The sequence below is a fragment of the Acinetobacter lwoffii genome (genome assembly GCF_024129715.1).
In the GTDB taxonomy this organism is placed as follows: Bacteria; Pseudomonadota; Gammaproteobacteria; order Pseudomonadales; family Moraxellaceae; genus Acinetobacter; species Acinetobacter lwoffii_U.
This window is the reverse complement of record NZ_JAMXXM010000003.1, coordinates 139,639-155,335: the sequence shown is the minus strand read 5'-3', so window position 1 is coordinate 155,335 and position 15,697 is coordinate 139,639. Positions and strand designations below refer to the sequence as shown.

12 protein-coding genes and 1 tRNA gene are annotated in these 15,697 nt (G+C 42.1%); 8 read left to right on the top strand and 5 right to left on the bottom strand.

The window, feature by feature from the left end:
* Positions 1 to 113 precede the first annotated feature (113 nt).
* Complete coding sequence (locus NI462_RS03990; RefSeq protein WP_253159200.1) at positions 114 to 1,613, top strand: cation:proton antiporter; 1,500 nt, start codon at positions 114 to 116, stop codon at positions 1,611 to 1,613.
* 160 nt (positions 1,614 to 1,773) lie between these two features.
* Positions 1,774 to 2,115, top strand: coding sequence for an MGMT family protein (locus NI462_RS03985; RefSeq protein WP_253159198.1), 342 nt, complete (start codon positions 1,774 to 1,776; stop codon positions 2,113 to 2,115).
* Positions 2,116 to 2,155: 40 nt separating this feature from the next.
* On the opposite strand, the gene NI462_RS03980 is transcribed toward NI462_RS03985, so the two are convergent.
* Entirely contained in the window at positions 2,156 to 2,596 is a 441-nt protein-coding gene (locus NI462_RS03980; protein WP_004279425.1) for a universal stress protein, read from the bottom strand.
* Positions 2,597 to 2,836: 240 nt separating this feature from the next.
* Entirely contained in the window at positions 2,837 to 3,241 is a 405-nt protein-coding gene (locus NI462_RS03975; protein WP_180086573.1) for a hypothetical protein, read from the bottom strand.
* A gap of 175 nt (positions 3,242 to 3,416) precedes the next feature.
* On the opposite strand from NI462_RS03975, the gene NI462_RS03970 reads away from it, so the two are divergent.
* Positions 3,417 to 3,493: transfer RNA gene (locus NI462_RS03970), tRNA-Met, on the top strand.
* A 216-nt stretch (positions 3,494 to 3,709) separates the two neighbouring features.
* Here the strand turns inward: NI462_RS03970 and NI462_RS03965 are convergent.
* The 3 genes from NI462_RS03965 to gltA form a co-directional block, all read right to left on the bottom strand.
* A complete protein-coding gene (locus NI462_RS03965) occupies positions 3,710 to 5,335 on the bottom strand; it encodes an NAD+ synthase (protein WP_005104644.1) in 1,626 nt (541 codons plus the stop codon).
* A gap of 373 nt (positions 5,336 to 5,708) precedes the next feature.
* Positions 5,709 to 6,212, bottom strand: a complete 504-nt coding sequence (locus NI462_RS03960; RefSeq protein WP_071850587.1) for a hypothetical protein — start codon at positions 6,210 to 6,212, stop codon at positions 5,709 to 5,711.
* Between the two features lie 156 nt (positions 6,213 to 6,368).
* Positions 6,369 to 7,643: a citrate synthase gene (gene gltA, locus NI462_RS03955; RefSeq protein WP_004279429.1), complete on the bottom strand. Its 1,275-nt coding sequence runs from the start codon at positions 7,641 to 7,643 to the stop codon at positions 6,369 to 6,371.
* Positions 7,644 to 8,649: 1,006 nt separating this feature from the next.
* On the opposite strand from gltA, the gene sdhC reads away from it, so the two are divergent.
* From sdhC to NI462_RS03930, 5 genes are all read left to right on the top strand, one after another.
* Complete coding sequence (sdhC, locus tag NI462_RS03950; protein WP_004279430.1) at positions 8,650 to 9,048, top strand: succinate dehydrogenase, cytochrome b556 subunit; 399 nt, start codon at positions 8,650 to 8,652, stop codon at positions 9,046 to 9,048.
* Complete coding sequence (gene sdhD, locus NI462_RS03945; protein WP_004279431.1) at positions 9,048 to 9,413, top strand: succinate dehydrogenase, hydrophobic membrane anchor protein; 366 nt, start codon at positions 9,048 to 9,050, stop codon at positions 9,411 to 9,413. Before sdhC ends, sdhD begins: the two co-directional genes overlap by 1 nt.
* A gap of 12 nt (positions 9,414 to 9,425) precedes the next feature.
* Positions 9,426 to 11,324, top strand: a complete 1,899-nt coding sequence (locus tag NI462_RS03940) for an FAD-binding protein (protein ID WP_004279432.1) — start codon at positions 9,426 to 9,428, stop codon at positions 11,322 to 11,324.
* Positions 11,325 to 11,338: 14 nt separating this feature from the next.
* A complete protein-coding gene (locus NI462_RS03935; RefSeq protein WP_004279433.1) occupies positions 11,339 to 12,049 on the top strand; it encodes a succinate dehydrogenase iron-sulfur subunit in 711 nt (236 codons plus the stop codon).
* A gap of 821 nt (positions 12,050 to 12,870) precedes the next feature.
* A complete protein-coding gene (locus NI462_RS03930) occupies positions 12,871 to 15,693 on the top strand; it encodes a 2-oxoglutarate dehydrogenase E1 component (protein WP_004279434.1) in 2,823 nt (940 codons plus the stop codon).
* Positions 15,694 to 15,697 lie beyond the last annotated feature (4 nt).

Sequence of the window (15,697 nt, the reverse complement as noted above, 5' to 3'; positions counted from 1 at the left end):
GATAAAAAAGCGGACTAAACTTGTTTTGCCAGAATACCTTGCTATTCAAATCTCTATTTTAACAACGCCTCTCGGCGCATAGTGCTCCATATCGCCCGATTTTAGGAAACCGAATGGGAAATTTCTTTTTTCTTCAGCTACTCACGGTGGTCTTTGCTCTGTCTATTGCCACGACCATGTTTAATAAGCGCGTTTTAGGCTTTCCGCAAGCGATCGGTGTCCCTATTGTCTCTGCAATCTTTGTTTTCATTTTGCAGTGGGGCGCCAGTTTACTGCATGGTAATCCATTCTTTAGCATCAATATTGACAATATCGAGCAGGCTGTTCGTCACGTCGATTTCTATGATTTTCTGATCAATGGTGTGATCTGTTTTATCCTGACTTCATCTGCGCTGAAGTTTAAGGTCTCAGATTTGCGTAACCACTGGCGGCCGATCAGTATTTTGGCTGGTCTGGCTTTGGTGTTCTGTGCAGTGTTCTTTGGTGTGGTGTTGTATGGTTATCAGTTCCTGATTGGTAAACATGTTGACCTGCTGGTTTTGCTCTTGTTAGGGGCGGCCTTGGGCGCCACAGATCCGATCGGCATCAAAGGCGTATTGAGTTCGGTTCGCGCACCGCATCATTTGATTGTCAAGCTTGAAGGCGAATCACTGTTTAATGATGCAATGTGTATTGCCTTATTTATGACCTTGCTCAATGTTCTGCAAGGTGAAAACTTTACGGTACTGGCAGTGCTGCAAACCTTGCTTTATGAAATTGTCGTGGCGGTGCTGATTGGTCTCGGATTCGGTTTTGCGATCTTGCGGATTTTGCGCGGTAAGCATGAAATGGAATCTCTGATTTTGACCACGGCCTTGCTGGCTTGTGGTTCCTATCTGGTGGCTTTGCTGGCACATGCTTCCGCGCCAATTGCCTGTGTGATTGGTGGTTTGATTGTTGGCAATAAATGGAAAGAAATCCTGGCAGATGCTGAAATTGGTGACGTTAATCATTTCTGGCATACGGTTGAGGGAATTATCAATTCATTCCTGTTTACCCTGATTGGTCTAGAATTGTTTATTCTGGACTTGAGTACCAGTCTGGTTCTGGGCGGAATGGTGGCTTTTGTGATTCTACATCTGGCCCGTTTTGCAGCCAACTATCTGGCCTTTGCCATGTTCCCAAAAGTCAGCAAGAAAAGCTATAACGGCAGTTTGACCATCCTGTCTTGGGGCGGAGTACGGGGCGGGATTTCCTTGGCTTTAATTCTGGCGGTCGCCAATGTTCCTCAGCTAGAAGCCTATAGCAGTATTCTAGTGGGTTACACCTTTATTGTGGTACTGCTGTCCGGTGTGGTGTGCGGCTTGGGCCTGCCTGCGGTCATGAATGCGTTTTATTATAATCCCAATGAAGCGACGCAGGGCTTTAAAGGCTGGTATCAACGCATGTGCCATAAAATGAATCGTAAGGGTTTTCGCTATATTGTCGGGGAAGATGCCAAAGGAAATGAGACCATCACTATCTTTCAGCCAGAGATTCTGATTGATCAGAAAGATGCAGATGGAGTCGCCACGGTGCATCATCCAGATAAGGTTCAGGAAGTAAAACGCTTAGAAAATCCGGATAATTTCTAAAGATAAAACTTAAAAGATCAAGATGCTGCCGGATTATTTCTATCGTGAGATGAGAGAGCTTGAATCAGTGTCTTTCAATCAGGTTTGATTATTATCATCTAGCTTATTTACTGGGGTGAATTGTGATTTTTGATTTAAATGAGCTATTAATGAGATGAAAATGACCAAGACAAGTTCAGCTAGTCAGGAAATGGTAGAAATGATTTTGGCTGTGGTCAATCAGATTCCATATGCCAAAGTCGCCACCTACGGACAGATTGCCAGGCTGGCAGGTTTACCCAAACATGCGCGATTGGTCGGACGGGTATTAAGTCATCTAGATTTGGACACTGATATTCCTTGGTATCGGGTCATCAATGCTCAAGCGAAAATCAGTGTGAAGCAACTGGACGAATATGGCCAGAATATCCAGCAGCAAAAACTTATGCAGGAAGGAATTTGTTTTAGAGGTGATCGAGTGGATTTAAAACGCTATCAATGGGATGGTCGAGTAGAGATATAAAAATCCCCACTTGGTGAAAAGTGGGGATTTTAAAGATGATTTAGTTGCGAATCACCATTACTGGAATATCCGCTTGGCCGAGAATGCTTTGCGCTACGCTGCCAAGAAACAGTTTTTTGAAGCCAGTACGGCCATGAGAACCAATCACGATCAGGTCAGAATTTAAATCTTTAGCTGCTTTGACAATCTCGCTATAAATTACCTGACCCTCAAGGAGCTGTGTATCAACTTCAACACCGGCACCAGAGAATTTTGCTTTGGCTTCATCCAGCGTTTTCAGGATGGAAGTGCGGGCACGTTCAATCAGGTCATTGGTTTGTGCCGCAGAGATATATTCTGCAGCGATATAAGGGTCCAGCGCTAGCACTTGAACCACTGTGACTTTACTGTTAAATGCTTTGGCAATTTCTACAGCTTTATCTACTGCAGCATACGATGTTTCTGAACCGTCAACAGGTACTAAAATATGTTCAAAAGGCATTAGAATTCTCCTAAGGGGAATTTAGAGTTATAAAATTATGACGCGTTAAACCGGGTACGAATAGTTGTTTATACTTTGATCATAGCCTGTATTGTATAAAAATAAAACCAAGTAAATACATAGGTATAATGTCTAATAGATTAAAGAATAAAGCACCTGTTTAGAGCTATTGAACCGAGTTGTTTATTTAGCCTAAGTTAATAATTTATATGTAATTAATGTGATAGCTTAAGACAGTGATTAATCACATCGAATAGAGGTCGGGTCTAATTTTATTTGCGGTGACAGCTGTTCATAACGATTTAAAATTGTTTGAGTTTCACCTGCATAAATTTTTTGCTGTAGCTGCCGGATTTTATGTTCTGTCACATGTAAACGCGCACAATGTAATGCAATCTGATTTTCCCGGGTTACCGCCAGTCGTTGACTCTGCTCATATTCCGGATAGGGCTCGATTTTCTGCTGTGCTCTGCTGAGTTGTGCCAAAGATCGTTTTTGCTGCATGCTCATCAGTTGCTGCTGATTAATCCACTGTGCCACATCACGTCTGACGCCATTATAATCTACGAAAATAGGCGAGATGATCTGGCAGGCACTCAGACTTGAAAGGCCAATGAGTAAAATAGATATTTTAATTTTATACATTTGATGAATCCTCGAAGAATTAAAGGGTGCTATGAATGCGTGAATTACATACTAAAAAAACCTTTTTTGTTTAAAATTTAAAAGTTTATTCCGTATTTGCATAAAGACTGAACATTTGTGTTTTAAAATGCTTGACGATAGAAGCTGAAATTACGATAATGCGCACACAGTTTACGGCTATGTAGCTCAGTTGGTTAGAGCACCGCACTCATAATGCGGGGGTCACAAGTTCAAGTCTCGTCATAGCCACCATTTTAAAAGACCAAGCTCTCAGCTTGGTCTCTTTTTTTGTCTTTTAAAAAGTACTGCAAACTATAAAAAATATTTGAAGCATCCACTAATTTTTTCAGATTTCTCAAAACATCATTTTTCCTTAATATTGAGTCTGATCTTCATTTTACTGTCGCATAAAAAAATCGCCCAAGCATTCACTTGGACGATTCTGATTTACATCATTGAGAGCAGAATTTAGCTACCTGCTTTCCATCCATTGACGATTGGATAACGACGCTCACGGCCATAAGAACGTGAACTGATACGTGGCCCAATGGCACCTTGGCGGCGCTTGTACTCATTGATATCAACCAGACGAATCACTTTTTTCACGACTTCAGCATCAAAGCCTTTGGCAATGATATCGTCTTGACTCATATCTTCTTCAATATAAGAGTACAAGATCGCATCTAGAATGTCATAGGCAGGTAAAGAGTCTTGATCGACCTGATCTGGACGCAGTTCTGCTGAAGGTGGACGGGTAATCACACGTTCCGGAATCACTGGAGTTTCTGAAATGCTGTTACGATATTTCGCCAGTTCAAACACAATAGTTTTATACACATCTTTCAGAACTGCATAACCACCGACCATATCGCCATACAGGGTGCAATAACCGACAGCTAGTTCAGACTTATTACCGGTTGCCAGCACCAGATTACCGAATTTGTTAGACAGGGCCATTAATAAGGTGCCACGTGAACGTGCTTGCAGGTTTTCTTCGGTGGCATCGACTGGAACATTACCAAAGAATGGGAACAGCACCTGCATAAAGCCGCTTACCACAGGATTGATTTCGGCAATACCGAAAGTCACGCCCATATTTTTGGCTTGAGCCGCTGCATCTTCGACACTGATTTGTGCGGTATAAGTATATGGCATCATCACAGCTTGAACTTTGTCTGCGCCAAGCGCATCTACAGCAATCGCTAGGGTCAGGGCAGAGTCAATGCCGCCAGACAGTCCCAGAATCACACCTGGGAAGCCAGAACGCTGTACATAATCACGTGTAGCCATGACCAGGCTTTGATAAATCTCAGCCATGGTGTCTAAAGCAGGTGCAATTGCACCTTTGCTGAATTGCAGTTGTTCAGCATTAAATTCTGCAATTGCCAGATTTTCCTGGAAAGTTGGTGCCTGTAAAGCCACCTCGCCAGATTTGTTGAGCACAAAACTGGTACCGTCAAAGATCAGATCATCTTGGCCACCGACCTGGTTACAGTACACCAGATTGATATTTAGCTGTTTGACCAAGGCCGCCATGGTTTCAATGCGATGTTGTGGTTTACCCACTTCATATGGCGAGGCATTCAGTACCAAAGCTGTGTCGATATTCAATTTTGCCAGTTGCTGAACAGTCGCCAAAGACCAGACATCTTCACAGATCAGTACGCCAAATTTATGTCCAAGATACTCAAAAACCAAGTGCTGATGACCTTCGCCAAAATAACGCTTTTCATCAAATACGCCATAGTTTGGCAATACTTGTTTGTTATAAACACCCAGTACTTCGCCATCTTTCATGACAGCAGCCGAGTTATAACGCTGACCATCTTCAGTTTGATTAACAAAACCAAAGACCATGACAATATCTTTTACTTCAGTTAGTTTTTCAAAAGCCGCTTTGGTGCGTTTCACCAGACTTGGGCGAATTAATAAGTCTTCTGCAGGATAGCCCAATGTTGAAAGTTCAGGAAAGATAATCAGATCCGCTTTATCTTTTTTAGCCTGATTGGCCAGATCAATCATTTTTTGCGTATTTGCATCCAGATTGCCCACATGTGGAGAGAATTGAGCAATCGCAATTTTAAAACTTTTCATTCCAAGTAAATCCTATTCCTATAGGTTGATACACTAAATTACTGATTTTTATAATTCTAATTATTCAGTTGAGTGCACTTCGATATTCATAAAATGCCAAATGGCTTAAATAAAAAAACTTTTTATCGCATGATCATTGAATCTTAATGTGCGATGCAAAATAATCATACCGGCCTATTTTATCGAAATTTTATCGATAAGCTAGAGTTGATTTAGCAGAACAGGCATTGAGTGAAAAAAGTTATTATATAAAATTAGAAAATATGCTGATTTTTTATGCATCTAGGCTTATGTAGATTTAAAGACTGAAATCTAAATTTTGGCTTTTAAAATATGCTTTAGCTATATTGTTTGGAATTAAACTGATTAAATATCATCTGTTTATTTTTGGATTTAAAATAATATTCGGAATTTTTTTTAGAAAAATATCCCGGGCAATATCGCCTTGTTGTTCAATATTGTAGGTTGAAAATGATTTGTTGGGATTAAATTGATATTTGTACGGATTATATTTTCCCAAGCTGAGAAAATAAGCACTTTGTAAAAATGCCCCTTTTAAAAGCACATTGATCTGACATTGGTGCTGATAAATATGCGCCATCTCATGAATAAATAGTGCCTGATAAGATAAACTCTCGCGCGAATAATCTTCCCGATAATTTAAATTGCGTACATGGATGTAGCCACTGGGCGCCATAATGACATGTTTGGATTGCCAGGGCAGGTAGGGGTGATTCATGATTTTAACGCGGGAATAATCGATCAGGTTGCCAAATACTCGTTGGGAAATTTTGATTTCACCAGACGTTAAACTGCGGCACTTAAACTGTTCAAAACGAACCAGTCTCAAAATAAAGGGCAGAAAATACAACAGCATTCAATATACGTCCTGTTTTTAGGTGACTTAATCCGTGAATATAATTTTCATATATTCATTTTAAAACGTTTCAGATCAAATTTTTGTAGGCTTTTGTCAGTGCTAAAAAAACCACCCGGGTGGGTGGTTTTCTTGAGTCTTTCGACGCGGTTCGAATTAACGAACGATATCGCGTTGAACTTCGCCAGTGTAAAGTTGACGAGGACGACCGATCTTGTAAGGACCGCTGTGCATTTCTAACCAGTGGCTGATCCAGCCAACAGTACGTGCAAGCGCGAAGATCACAGTAAACATTTCAGTCGGGATACCAATCGCTTTAAGGATGATACCTGAGTAGAAGTCTACGTTCGGGTAAAGGTTACGCTTGATGAAGTATTCGTCAGAAAGTGCGATACGTTCAAGTTCCATAGCCAATGCAAGCTGTGGATCATTGATGCCAAGTGCACCAAGAACTTCGTCACAAGTTTCTTTCATTACTTTCGCGCGTGGATCGAAGTTTTTGTAAACTCGGTGACCAAAGCCCATCAGTTTAACTTCTTTAGTCTTCACTTTTTCCATGAAGCCAGCAACGTTTTCTACAGTGCCGATTTCGTCAAGCATCTTAAGAACAGCTTCGTTCGCGCCGCCATGAGCAGGACCCCAAAGTGCAGAGATACCAGCAGCGATACATGCATACGGGTTAGCACCAGTAGAACCAGCTAAACGTACGGTAGACGTAGAAGCATTTTGTTCGTGGTCAGCATGAAGCGTGAAGATACGGTCCATTGCTTTTGCAAGGATCGGATCAACTTTGTAATCACGATCTGCAGGAGTAGCAAACATCATGTGCAGGAAGTTTTCTGCATAACCAAGGTCATTACGTGGGTAAACGAATGGTTGACCAATGGTGTACTTGTAGCTCCAAGCCGCCAGCGTAGGAATCTTCGCGATTAAACGAATCGCAGTGATTTCACGATGGTTCACATCTTCGATGTCAAGGTTGTTGTGATAGAACGCAGACAACGCACCAACCACACCTACCATGATCGCCATAGGATGCGCATCACGACGGAAACCATTGTAGAAACGGCTAACTTGATCGTGAACCATCGTATGGTTACGTACTTTAGCGTCAAATTCTTCTTTTTGCTCAGCAGTTGGAAGTTCGCCATTTAACAATAAATAGCAAGTTTCCAGGTAATCAGCTTTAGTCGCCAATTGATCGATTGGGTAGCCGCGGTGTAAAAGTACACCTTTGTTACCATCGATGAACGTGATTTTAGACTCGCACGCAGCTGTCGCCATAAAACCAGGATCAAAAGTAAAGTGACCTGCAGCCAACACATCTTTAACGTCGATTACATCTGGGCCCAATGTGCCGCTGTAAATTGGTAGTTCAATTTCTTTGCCATCAAGCTGTAAAACGGCTTTCTTGCCAGTTGCTTCAGACATTCAATAGATCTCCTGTCCTGGTGAATGTATATCCGCTTTGTCTATCAATCTTTTAATGCACAAAACGGACGGATCAAAAATTTGCTATAAGATTAGTGAGTACTGAAATTTTGTCAATTATACTTATGGATGAAAAAATGACGGCCGCACAGCGGTTTAGTCACATTCGCTCAGTATAAAAAGTTCAGTAAAATCACAGCATCAAACCTCTATAATAAGTCAAATTGATGCAGAGGTGCAGAAAAAAATAGACTGCTTGGGGCATTTGTAAGCGTTTTTTCCTAGCAAGAAATGCAGGCGAAAATAGTGAGAGATTAAGGTGAACATGCTTAAAACTATATAAATCTCATAACTTACATCGTTTTTACCAAGCTGAATTTAACAGGTAGAATTATAAATAAAAGCAATTAATTGAATTTTGAATATGGTTCAATTGATTAAAAAGTAGCTTAATAAATGGCCAGTTTTGCAGCAAAGGTAAGCAGTATAAAAATAAATGAATGATTTTTTGAATCTAAATGCTTCAAATCGATTGAAAAACCCATCGTGTGGTGTACTAAGTCGCTATTTAACATCAGGTTATCTGAATCACTGCGCTGCTGATGAATTGGGGCAATTGGTCTGTTAAATCTAGACACTTGATTTAAATCTGAATTAAAAAGAGATTTAAATAATATTTGTGATGGAACTGTGCATCTTTAGTCTAAAACTCAAACATGATCCTGTAGGCTGAAAACCGAGTAAATTAATCATCTTAATTATTTAAAAACAATCATATAGATAGGAATTGAAAGGGTGGAATAATATATAAAGTCTGACTTATTGTTGTTAATGATTCTTATTTAATGGTTTTTTATCCAAAAAGCCAAATTCAGCCGTTTGTATTTTAATAGTTCACGTTTTATAATTCAGTGTCGTTTTGATTTTAGGCATGTATTTGCCTGAGAATGCCAGCTTTCCTTCGAATTAATTCCAACAAACTCCGGATGGAGTTTTTACTTACAGGATGCCCGCTGTGAAAAGCAACAGACCTGTCAATTTGTCCATGGGTCAAGTTTTAGAAGTAAACTTAAAATCACCCGTGGCTATTGCATCAATTCTACACCGTCTTTCAGGTGTTATCGTATTCTTACTCGTACCGGTCCTTCTATGGATTTTAGACAAGTCATTGTCTTCGCCTGAAGGTTTTGCGCAAGTTCAAGAAATCTTTAACGGTTTCATTGTTCGCTTTATTGTATGGGTATTTGTCGCCGGCATGATTTTTCACTTTATTGCGGGTGTTAAGCATTTACTTGCTGACATTGGCGTTGCTGAAGAACTAGAAAGTGGCCGTGTTGCATCTACTATCGCATTAATCTTGTCTGCAATCGGTATTGTTGCAGCATTTGTATGGATCGTACTCTAATGAAAAGCGCTACTGGTTTAACAGGTTCAGGTTCTCGCGATTGGTTTCTCCAACGTGTTAGTGCTGTAGTTCTAGCTGTTTATACCGTTGTTGTACTGGGTTGGATTCTACTGAATGGTGGTTTCAACTTCGAACAGTGGTACGGCTTTATGATGACAGTTCCAATGAAGATCATGTCTTTGTTGGCGGTCTTATCTCTTGTTGCACACGCATGGATCGGCATGTGGCAGGTATTCACGGATTATGTGACTACTCGTCAAATGGGTCCTTCAGCTTCAGGTTTACGCCTTGTACTGACTTCAGCAGTGATCATTGCTGTACTTGCATATGCAATCTGGGCGATCCAGATTTTTTGGGCGAATTGATAGGAAACAATCATGGGCGCTATAAACCCTAAAGAAGATTACACAAATATTCCACACGAAACTTTCGATGCTGTCATCGTTGGTGGTGGTGGTTCAGGTATGCGTGCGTCTTACCAACTTGCTCAAGCTGGTTTGAAAGTTGCGGTTCTGACTAAAGTATTCCCAACCCGTTCGCACACTGTTGCAGCGCAGGGTGGTATTGGTGCATCTCTTGGTAACATGCAAGAAGATAACTGGCACTACCACTTCTACGACACAGTTAAAGGTTCGGACTGGTTAGGTGACCAAGACGCAATCGAGTTCATGACTCGTGAAGCGCCTCAAGTGGTTTATGAACTTGAACACCTGGGTATGCCATTTGACCGTAATGCTGACGGTACAATTTACCAACGTCCATTCGGTGGTCACTCAGCAAACTACGGTGAAAAAGCTGTGCCACGTGCATGTGCTGCTGCCGACCGTACCGGTCACGCACTTCTTCACACGCTTTATCAAAGCAACGTGAAAATGGGTACTCAGTTCTTCGTTGAATGGATTGCGCTTGACCTGATCCGTAACGAAAAAGGCGACGTTTTAGGTGTTACAGCAATTGATCAGGAAACTGGTAAAATTGCGGTATTCCAAGCAAAAGCGACTTTGTTTGCTACTGGTGGTGCTGGTCGTGTTTACCGTGCATCTACAAATGCTTATATCAACACTGGTGACGGTCTTGGTATGGCAGCTCGTGCAGGTATTCCATTACAAGATATGGAATTCTGGCAATTCCACCCAACGGGTGTTGCGGGCGCAGGCGTATTGTTAACTGAAGGTTGTCGTGGTGAAGGTGCAATCCTTCGTAACAAAGACGGCGAACCGTTCATGGAACGTTATGCACCAACTTTGAAAGACTTGGCGCCACGTGACTTCGTATCACGTTCTATGGACCAAGAGATCAAAGAAGGTCGTGGTTGTGGTCCTAAAGGCGATTATATCCTGCTTGATATGACGCATTTGGGTGCTGACACAATCATGAAGCGTCTTCCATCTGTATTCGAGATTGGTAAGAAATTCGCGAACGTTGACATCACTAAAGAGCCAATTCCTGTAGTACCAACAATCCATTACCAAATGGGTGGTATTCCAACGAACATTCATGGTCAGGTGGTTGTTCCTGAGTCTCCTGAAACAGAAGCGCTTGTTGCTAACTACAACAAAGACACCGACGTTTACTCTACCAATGCTGAAGGTCGTGACTTTGCTAAGCCAGTAAAAGGTTTCTATGCAATCGGTGAATGTTCATGTGTATCTGTACACGGTGCAAACCGTCTAGGTACGAACTCATTGCTTGACTTGGTTGTATTTGGTAAGGCCGCTGGTCAACATATCATTGAATATGTTACTAAACAGCACGATGGTGAATATGAGCCACTTCCAACAACTGTGCTTCAAGAAACTGTTGAACGTATTCGTAAACTTGACGAATCGACTACAGGTGAGAATGCTCAAGACGTTGCTGATGCAATCCGTGATATCGTTCAAGATCACGCTGGTGTATTCCGTACATCTGCGCTTCTGGACGAAGGTGTGAAGCAGATTCTTGCAATTGAACCGCGCGTACGCAACATTCACTTGAAAGACAAATCTAAAGTATTTAACACTGCACGTATTGAAGCACTTGAAGTTGAAAACTTGTATGAAGTTGCGAAAGCAACGCTTATTTCAGCTGCTGCTCGTAAAGAATGCCGTGGTGCACATACGGTTGTAGACTTTGAAGAGTCTCCAGACCATGCTGAATACCCATATGGTCGTCGTGATGATGAGTGGATGAAGCACACTTTATGGTTCTCTGCGGATAACCGTCTAGAGTACAAGCCAGTTCGTTACCGTCCATTGTCGGTTGACGCGATTCCACCTAAACCACGTACATTCTAATCAGGAGAATTCAGATGAGTAGAGGTACTCGTACATTTCATATCTACCGCTACGATCCTGACAAGGATAAAGCACCGTACATGCAAACTTTCAAACTTGAACTGACTGATAAGCACCGTATGTTGCTTGACGCACTTCTTGCATTGAAAGTACAGGACGAGACTTTAACGTTCCGTCGTTCATGTCGTGAAGGTATTTGTGGTTCTGATGGCGTGAACATCAATGGTAAAAACGGTTTGGCGTGTCTTTGGAACCTGAACGATTTACCAAATGAAATTACTGTTCGTCCATTGCCTGGTCTTCCTGTAGTGAAAGATCTGGTGGTTGACATGAACCAGTTCTATGATCAGTACAACAAGATCCATCCATTCTTAATTAACAACCAGCCTGCGCCTCCTAAGGAACGTTTACAGTCTCCTGAAGAGCGTGAGCATCTTGATGGTCTGTATGAATGTATTCTATGTGCATGCTGTTCAACTTCATGCCCGTCATTCTGGTGGAACCCGGACAAGTTCTTGGGTCCTTCAGCATTGTTGAATGCTTACCGCTTCATCATTGACTCGCGTGATACGGGTACACAAGAGCGTTTGGCTCGTCTTGACGATCCATTCTCATTGTTCCGTTGTAAAGGCATCATGAACTGTGTATCTGTATGTCCTAAAGGCTTGAACCCTACTAAGGCAATCGGCCACATCCGTAATATGCTTTTAGATATGGCAGGTTAATAGGCTGCTTCTAGTAGTTTAGAAAAAAGCACATCTTTGGGTGTGCTTTTTTTATGCAAACTATTGGAAAAGTTAAGAAATCATAAGATAAAAATAAAGACCCTATACTTAAAATGTATAAAGTTGAGTGAAACAGTCAGGAAAAGGGTAAGGGCTTTGAGCGCCATATAAGAAGAACATGTGATTATTTTGGGTATTTATGATTTTTAGATGTAAAACTGACCTGAAAAATAGCAAGAACGATGTTATTATATAACGGAAATTTAAGGAGGGAGTGGATTGAAAGGTTTGCTCTCTTTTTATTTATCGGAAATGCTTAGGACTTAAGTCTACATTGAATCTATTTTTGAGATAAAGCACCATATATTAGAGTAAAATATCTGAACTGTATTTAGCCAATTTATGGAAGGTATGTGTCAAAAAAATCAATTGAAAAGTTGAGATTATGTTAGCATTTAGCCCATGACTATGTTTAAAAAATGCCACGCCAGGTACATTTTTTAAACACTGCATAATCAGGGACTGGTATATAAAGGTAGACCCGAGTCGCTTTAGAAAAAATCTTTGTTAATGCTTGCTTTTTTCTAAGTCGATTTGCAAAAAATTGCCCGGTTTCGATCGGGTATTCAATGAGTGATGATGCCGCTGAGGGGCGTTATTGTTCATTAAACATATCAAGATTTTCTTGGTGTGGTGATAACGCCTCATGGCTTATGCCTTATGGGGGACTAGTATCATATTACCAATTTGATGCTAATAATCCTGGGTTTTGCTTAAAAAGCATCCTGAAAATGTTTTTGCAATAGGAAATGGGTCCACAAATGCAAGAAGTTGCTGACGCTCTGCGTCTTGACACTGAACTTTCCGCTGATAGTGCAGCGTATATTGAAGAACTTTATGAGCAGTATCTGACTGCTCCAGACTCAGTGGGTGCTGACTGGAGAGCGTACTTCGATAAATTCCCAAAAGGTGATCAACCACACAGTAATGTACGTGAGCAATTCCTACTTTTAGGTCGCAATTCAAGCCGTATTCAGCCTATTGTTCAGTCGACAGTCAGCTCAGAGCATGAACGTCGTCAAATTGGCGTGCTACAGCTGATTGCTGCGTACCGTAACCGTGGCCACCAGAAAGCAAAACTGGATCCATTAGGTTTGGCGAAGCGTGAAGTTGTGCCTGATCTAGATCTTGCTGCGCATGGTTTGACTCAGTCTGACTTAGACACAGTATTCAATACTGGTAACCTGGCGATCGGTAAAGAAGAAGCGACTTTGGCTGAAATGGTTCAGTCAATGGAAGCCACTTACTGTGGTTCAATCGGTGCTGAATACATGCACATCGTGGACACCAAAGAAAAACGTTGGATTCAACAACGTCTAGAAAGTGCACGCGGTCAATATGGCTTCAATGCTGATCAAAAGAAACATGTCCTTGAGCGTTTAACTGCAGCTGAAGGCCTAGAAAAATATCTTGGTAATAAATTCGTTGGTGCCAAACGTTTCGGCGTTGAAGGTGGTGAAGCATTCATCCCGATGGTCAACGAAATTATTCAGCGTGCAGGTTCTGTAGGCTGTAAAGAAGTTGTGATCGGTATGCCTCACCGTGGCCGTTTAAACCTTCTTGTTAACATCATGGGTAAGAACCCGGCTGACCTGTTTGGTGAGTTCGAAGGTAAATCTATTCATAAGAAAGGTTCTGGTGACGTTAAGTATCACCAAGGCTTCTCTTCAAACGTCATGACTCCGGGCGGCGAAGTTCACTTGGCATTGGCGTTTAACCCGTCACACCTTGAAATCGTTGGCCCTGTGGTTGAAGGTTCAGTACGTGCACGTCAAGTACGTCGTAAAGACATTGGCGGCGATGACGTATTGCCATTAATCGTACACGGTGATGCTGCATTTGCAGGTCAGGGCGTCAACCAGGAAACTTTCCAGATGTCACAAACTCGCGGTTATACCGTGGGTGGTACAGTGCACATTGTGATTAACAACCAGGTTGGTTTCACGACATCTGATCCACGTGACGCGCGTTCTACTGAATACTGTACTGACATCGCAAAAATGATTCAGGCACCGATCTTCCATGTCAATGGTGATGATCCTGAAGCTGTGGTGTTCATTTCACAATTGGCACATGATTTCCGTCATACGTTCCGTAAAGACGTTGTGATTGACATGTTCTGCTACCGTCGTCGTGGTCATAACGAAGCGGATGAGCCAGCTGCAACTCAACCAATGATGTATCAAGTGATCAACAAGAAAGCGACTACGCGTACGCTTTATGCGGATCAACTGGTGCAACAGGGTGTTCTTGATCGTGCAAGTGCAGATCAGATGGTTGAAAACTACCGTGCAGACCTGGAAGCGGGTAATCACGTTGCCAATGCACTGGTACTTGAACCAAACAAAAAAATGTTTGTGGATTGGACTCCTTACTTAGGTCATGAGTACACAGACGAGTGGGATACAACTTTCCCAATCGAACGTCTAAAAGAGCTTGGCAAGAAAATGCGTGAGCTTCCTGAAGGCTTCGTGATGCAGCGTCAAGTTGCAAAAGTAATTGATGACCGTCTGAAAATGCAAACGGGTGAAATGCCTCTGAACTGGGGTGCTGCTGAAACTCTGGCGTATGCAACTGTACTAGATGATGGTTACTTGCTTCGTTTAACGGGTGAAGACGTAGGTCGTGGTACTTTCTCACACCGTCATGCAAAACTGCATAATCAGGTAGATGGTTCAACTTATCTTCCACTGTGTAACCTGAAAGAAAACCAGCCGCGTACTGCAATCTATGACTCTTTGTTGTCAGAAATGGCTGTATTGGCATTTGAATATGGTTATGCGACGACTCTTCCTAAGAGTTTGATCATCTGGGAAGCACAATTCGGTGACTTCGCAAACTGTGCACAGGTTGTCATTGACCAGTTCATCTCATCTGGTGAAACCAAATGGGAGCGTGTATGTGGCTTAACTATGCTTCTTCCACACGGTTTTGAAGGTCAAGGTCCAGAACATTCATCTGCACGTTTGGAACGTTTCTTGCAGCTATGTGCTGAAGACAACATGCAAGTCATCACACCGACTACGCCTGCGCAGATTTTCCACGCATTACGTCGTCAAGCGATTCGTCCAATCCGTAAGCCATTGATTGTTACTTCGCCGAAATCTTTACTTCGTCACAAGCTTGCTGTATCTAGCCTTGAAGAGCTTGCAAACGGTACATTCCAAACCGTGATTGATGAAGTAGACAACATCAACAAGTCAGATGTAACCCGTCTGGTTCTGTGTGGTGGTAAGGTGTATTACGACCTAGTTGAAAAACGTCGTGAAAAAGAATTGAACAACACTGCAATTGTACGTATTGAACAATTATATCCATACCCAGAAAAACGCCTGGCAGAAGTGCTTGCGCAATATCCAAACGTTAAAGAACTTGTTTGGGCGCAAGAAGAACCGAAGAACCAAGGCGCTTGGTTGTTCATCGCACCGCGTCTATATGACGACGTGATGAAAGCGGGTAAACAAGTACGTATTAGCTATGCAGGCCGTGAAGCTTCTGCTGCACCGGCATGTGGTTCACCATATTTGCATGCAAAACAACAAGCTCAGCTCATCAACGACGCGCTTGCGATCGACGCTGAATAATCCA

Excerpts from the sequence above, each read along its gene's own strand:
- NI462_RS03990 (WP_253159200.1), top strand. The coding sequence starts at position 114 with ATGGGAAATTTCTTTTTTCTTCAGCTACTCACGGTGGTCTTTGCTCTG.
- NI462_RS03985 (WP_253159198.1), top strand. The coding sequence starts at position 1,774 with ATGACCAAGACAAGTTCAGCTAGTCAGGAAATGGTAGAAATGATTTTG.
- NI462_RS03980 (WP_004279425.1), bottom strand. The coding sequence starts at position 2,596 with ATGCCTTTTGAACATATTTTAGTACCTGTTGACGGTTCAGAAACATCG.
- NI462_RS03975 (WP_180086573.1), bottom strand. The coding sequence starts at position 3,241 with ATGTATAAAATTAAAATATCTATTTTACTCATTGGCCTTTCAAGTCTG.
- NI462_RS03965 (WP_005104644.1), bottom strand. The coding sequence starts at position 5,335 with ATGAAAAGTTTTAAAATTGCGATTGCTCAATTCTCTCCACATGTGGGC.
- NI462_RS03960 (WP_071850587.1), bottom strand. The coding sequence starts at position 6,212 with ATGCTGTTGTATTTTCTGCCCTTTATTTTGAGACTGGTTCGTTTTGAA.
- gltA (WP_004279429.1), bottom strand. The coding sequence starts at position 7,643 with ATGTCTGAAGCAACTGGCAAGAAAGCCGTTTTACAGCTTGATGGCAAA.
- sdhC (WP_004279430.1), top strand. The coding sequence starts at position 8,650 with ATGCCCGCTGTGAAAAGCAACAGACCTGTCAATTTGTCCATGGGTCAA.
- sdhD (WP_004279431.1), top strand. The coding sequence starts at position 9,048 with ATGAAAAGCGCTACTGGTTTAACAGGTTCAGGTTCTCGCGATTGGTTT.
- NI462_RS03940 (WP_004279432.1), top strand. The coding sequence starts at position 9,426 with ATGGGCGCTATAAACCCTAAAGAAGATTACACAAATATTCCACACGAA.
- NI462_RS03935 (WP_004279433.1), top strand. The coding sequence starts at position 11,339 with ATGAGTAGAGGTACTCGTACATTTCATATCTACCGCTACGATCCTGAC.
- NI462_RS03930 (WP_004279434.1), top strand. The coding sequence starts at position 12,871 with ATGCAAGAAGTTGCTGACGCTCTGCGTCTTGACACTGAACTTTCCGCT.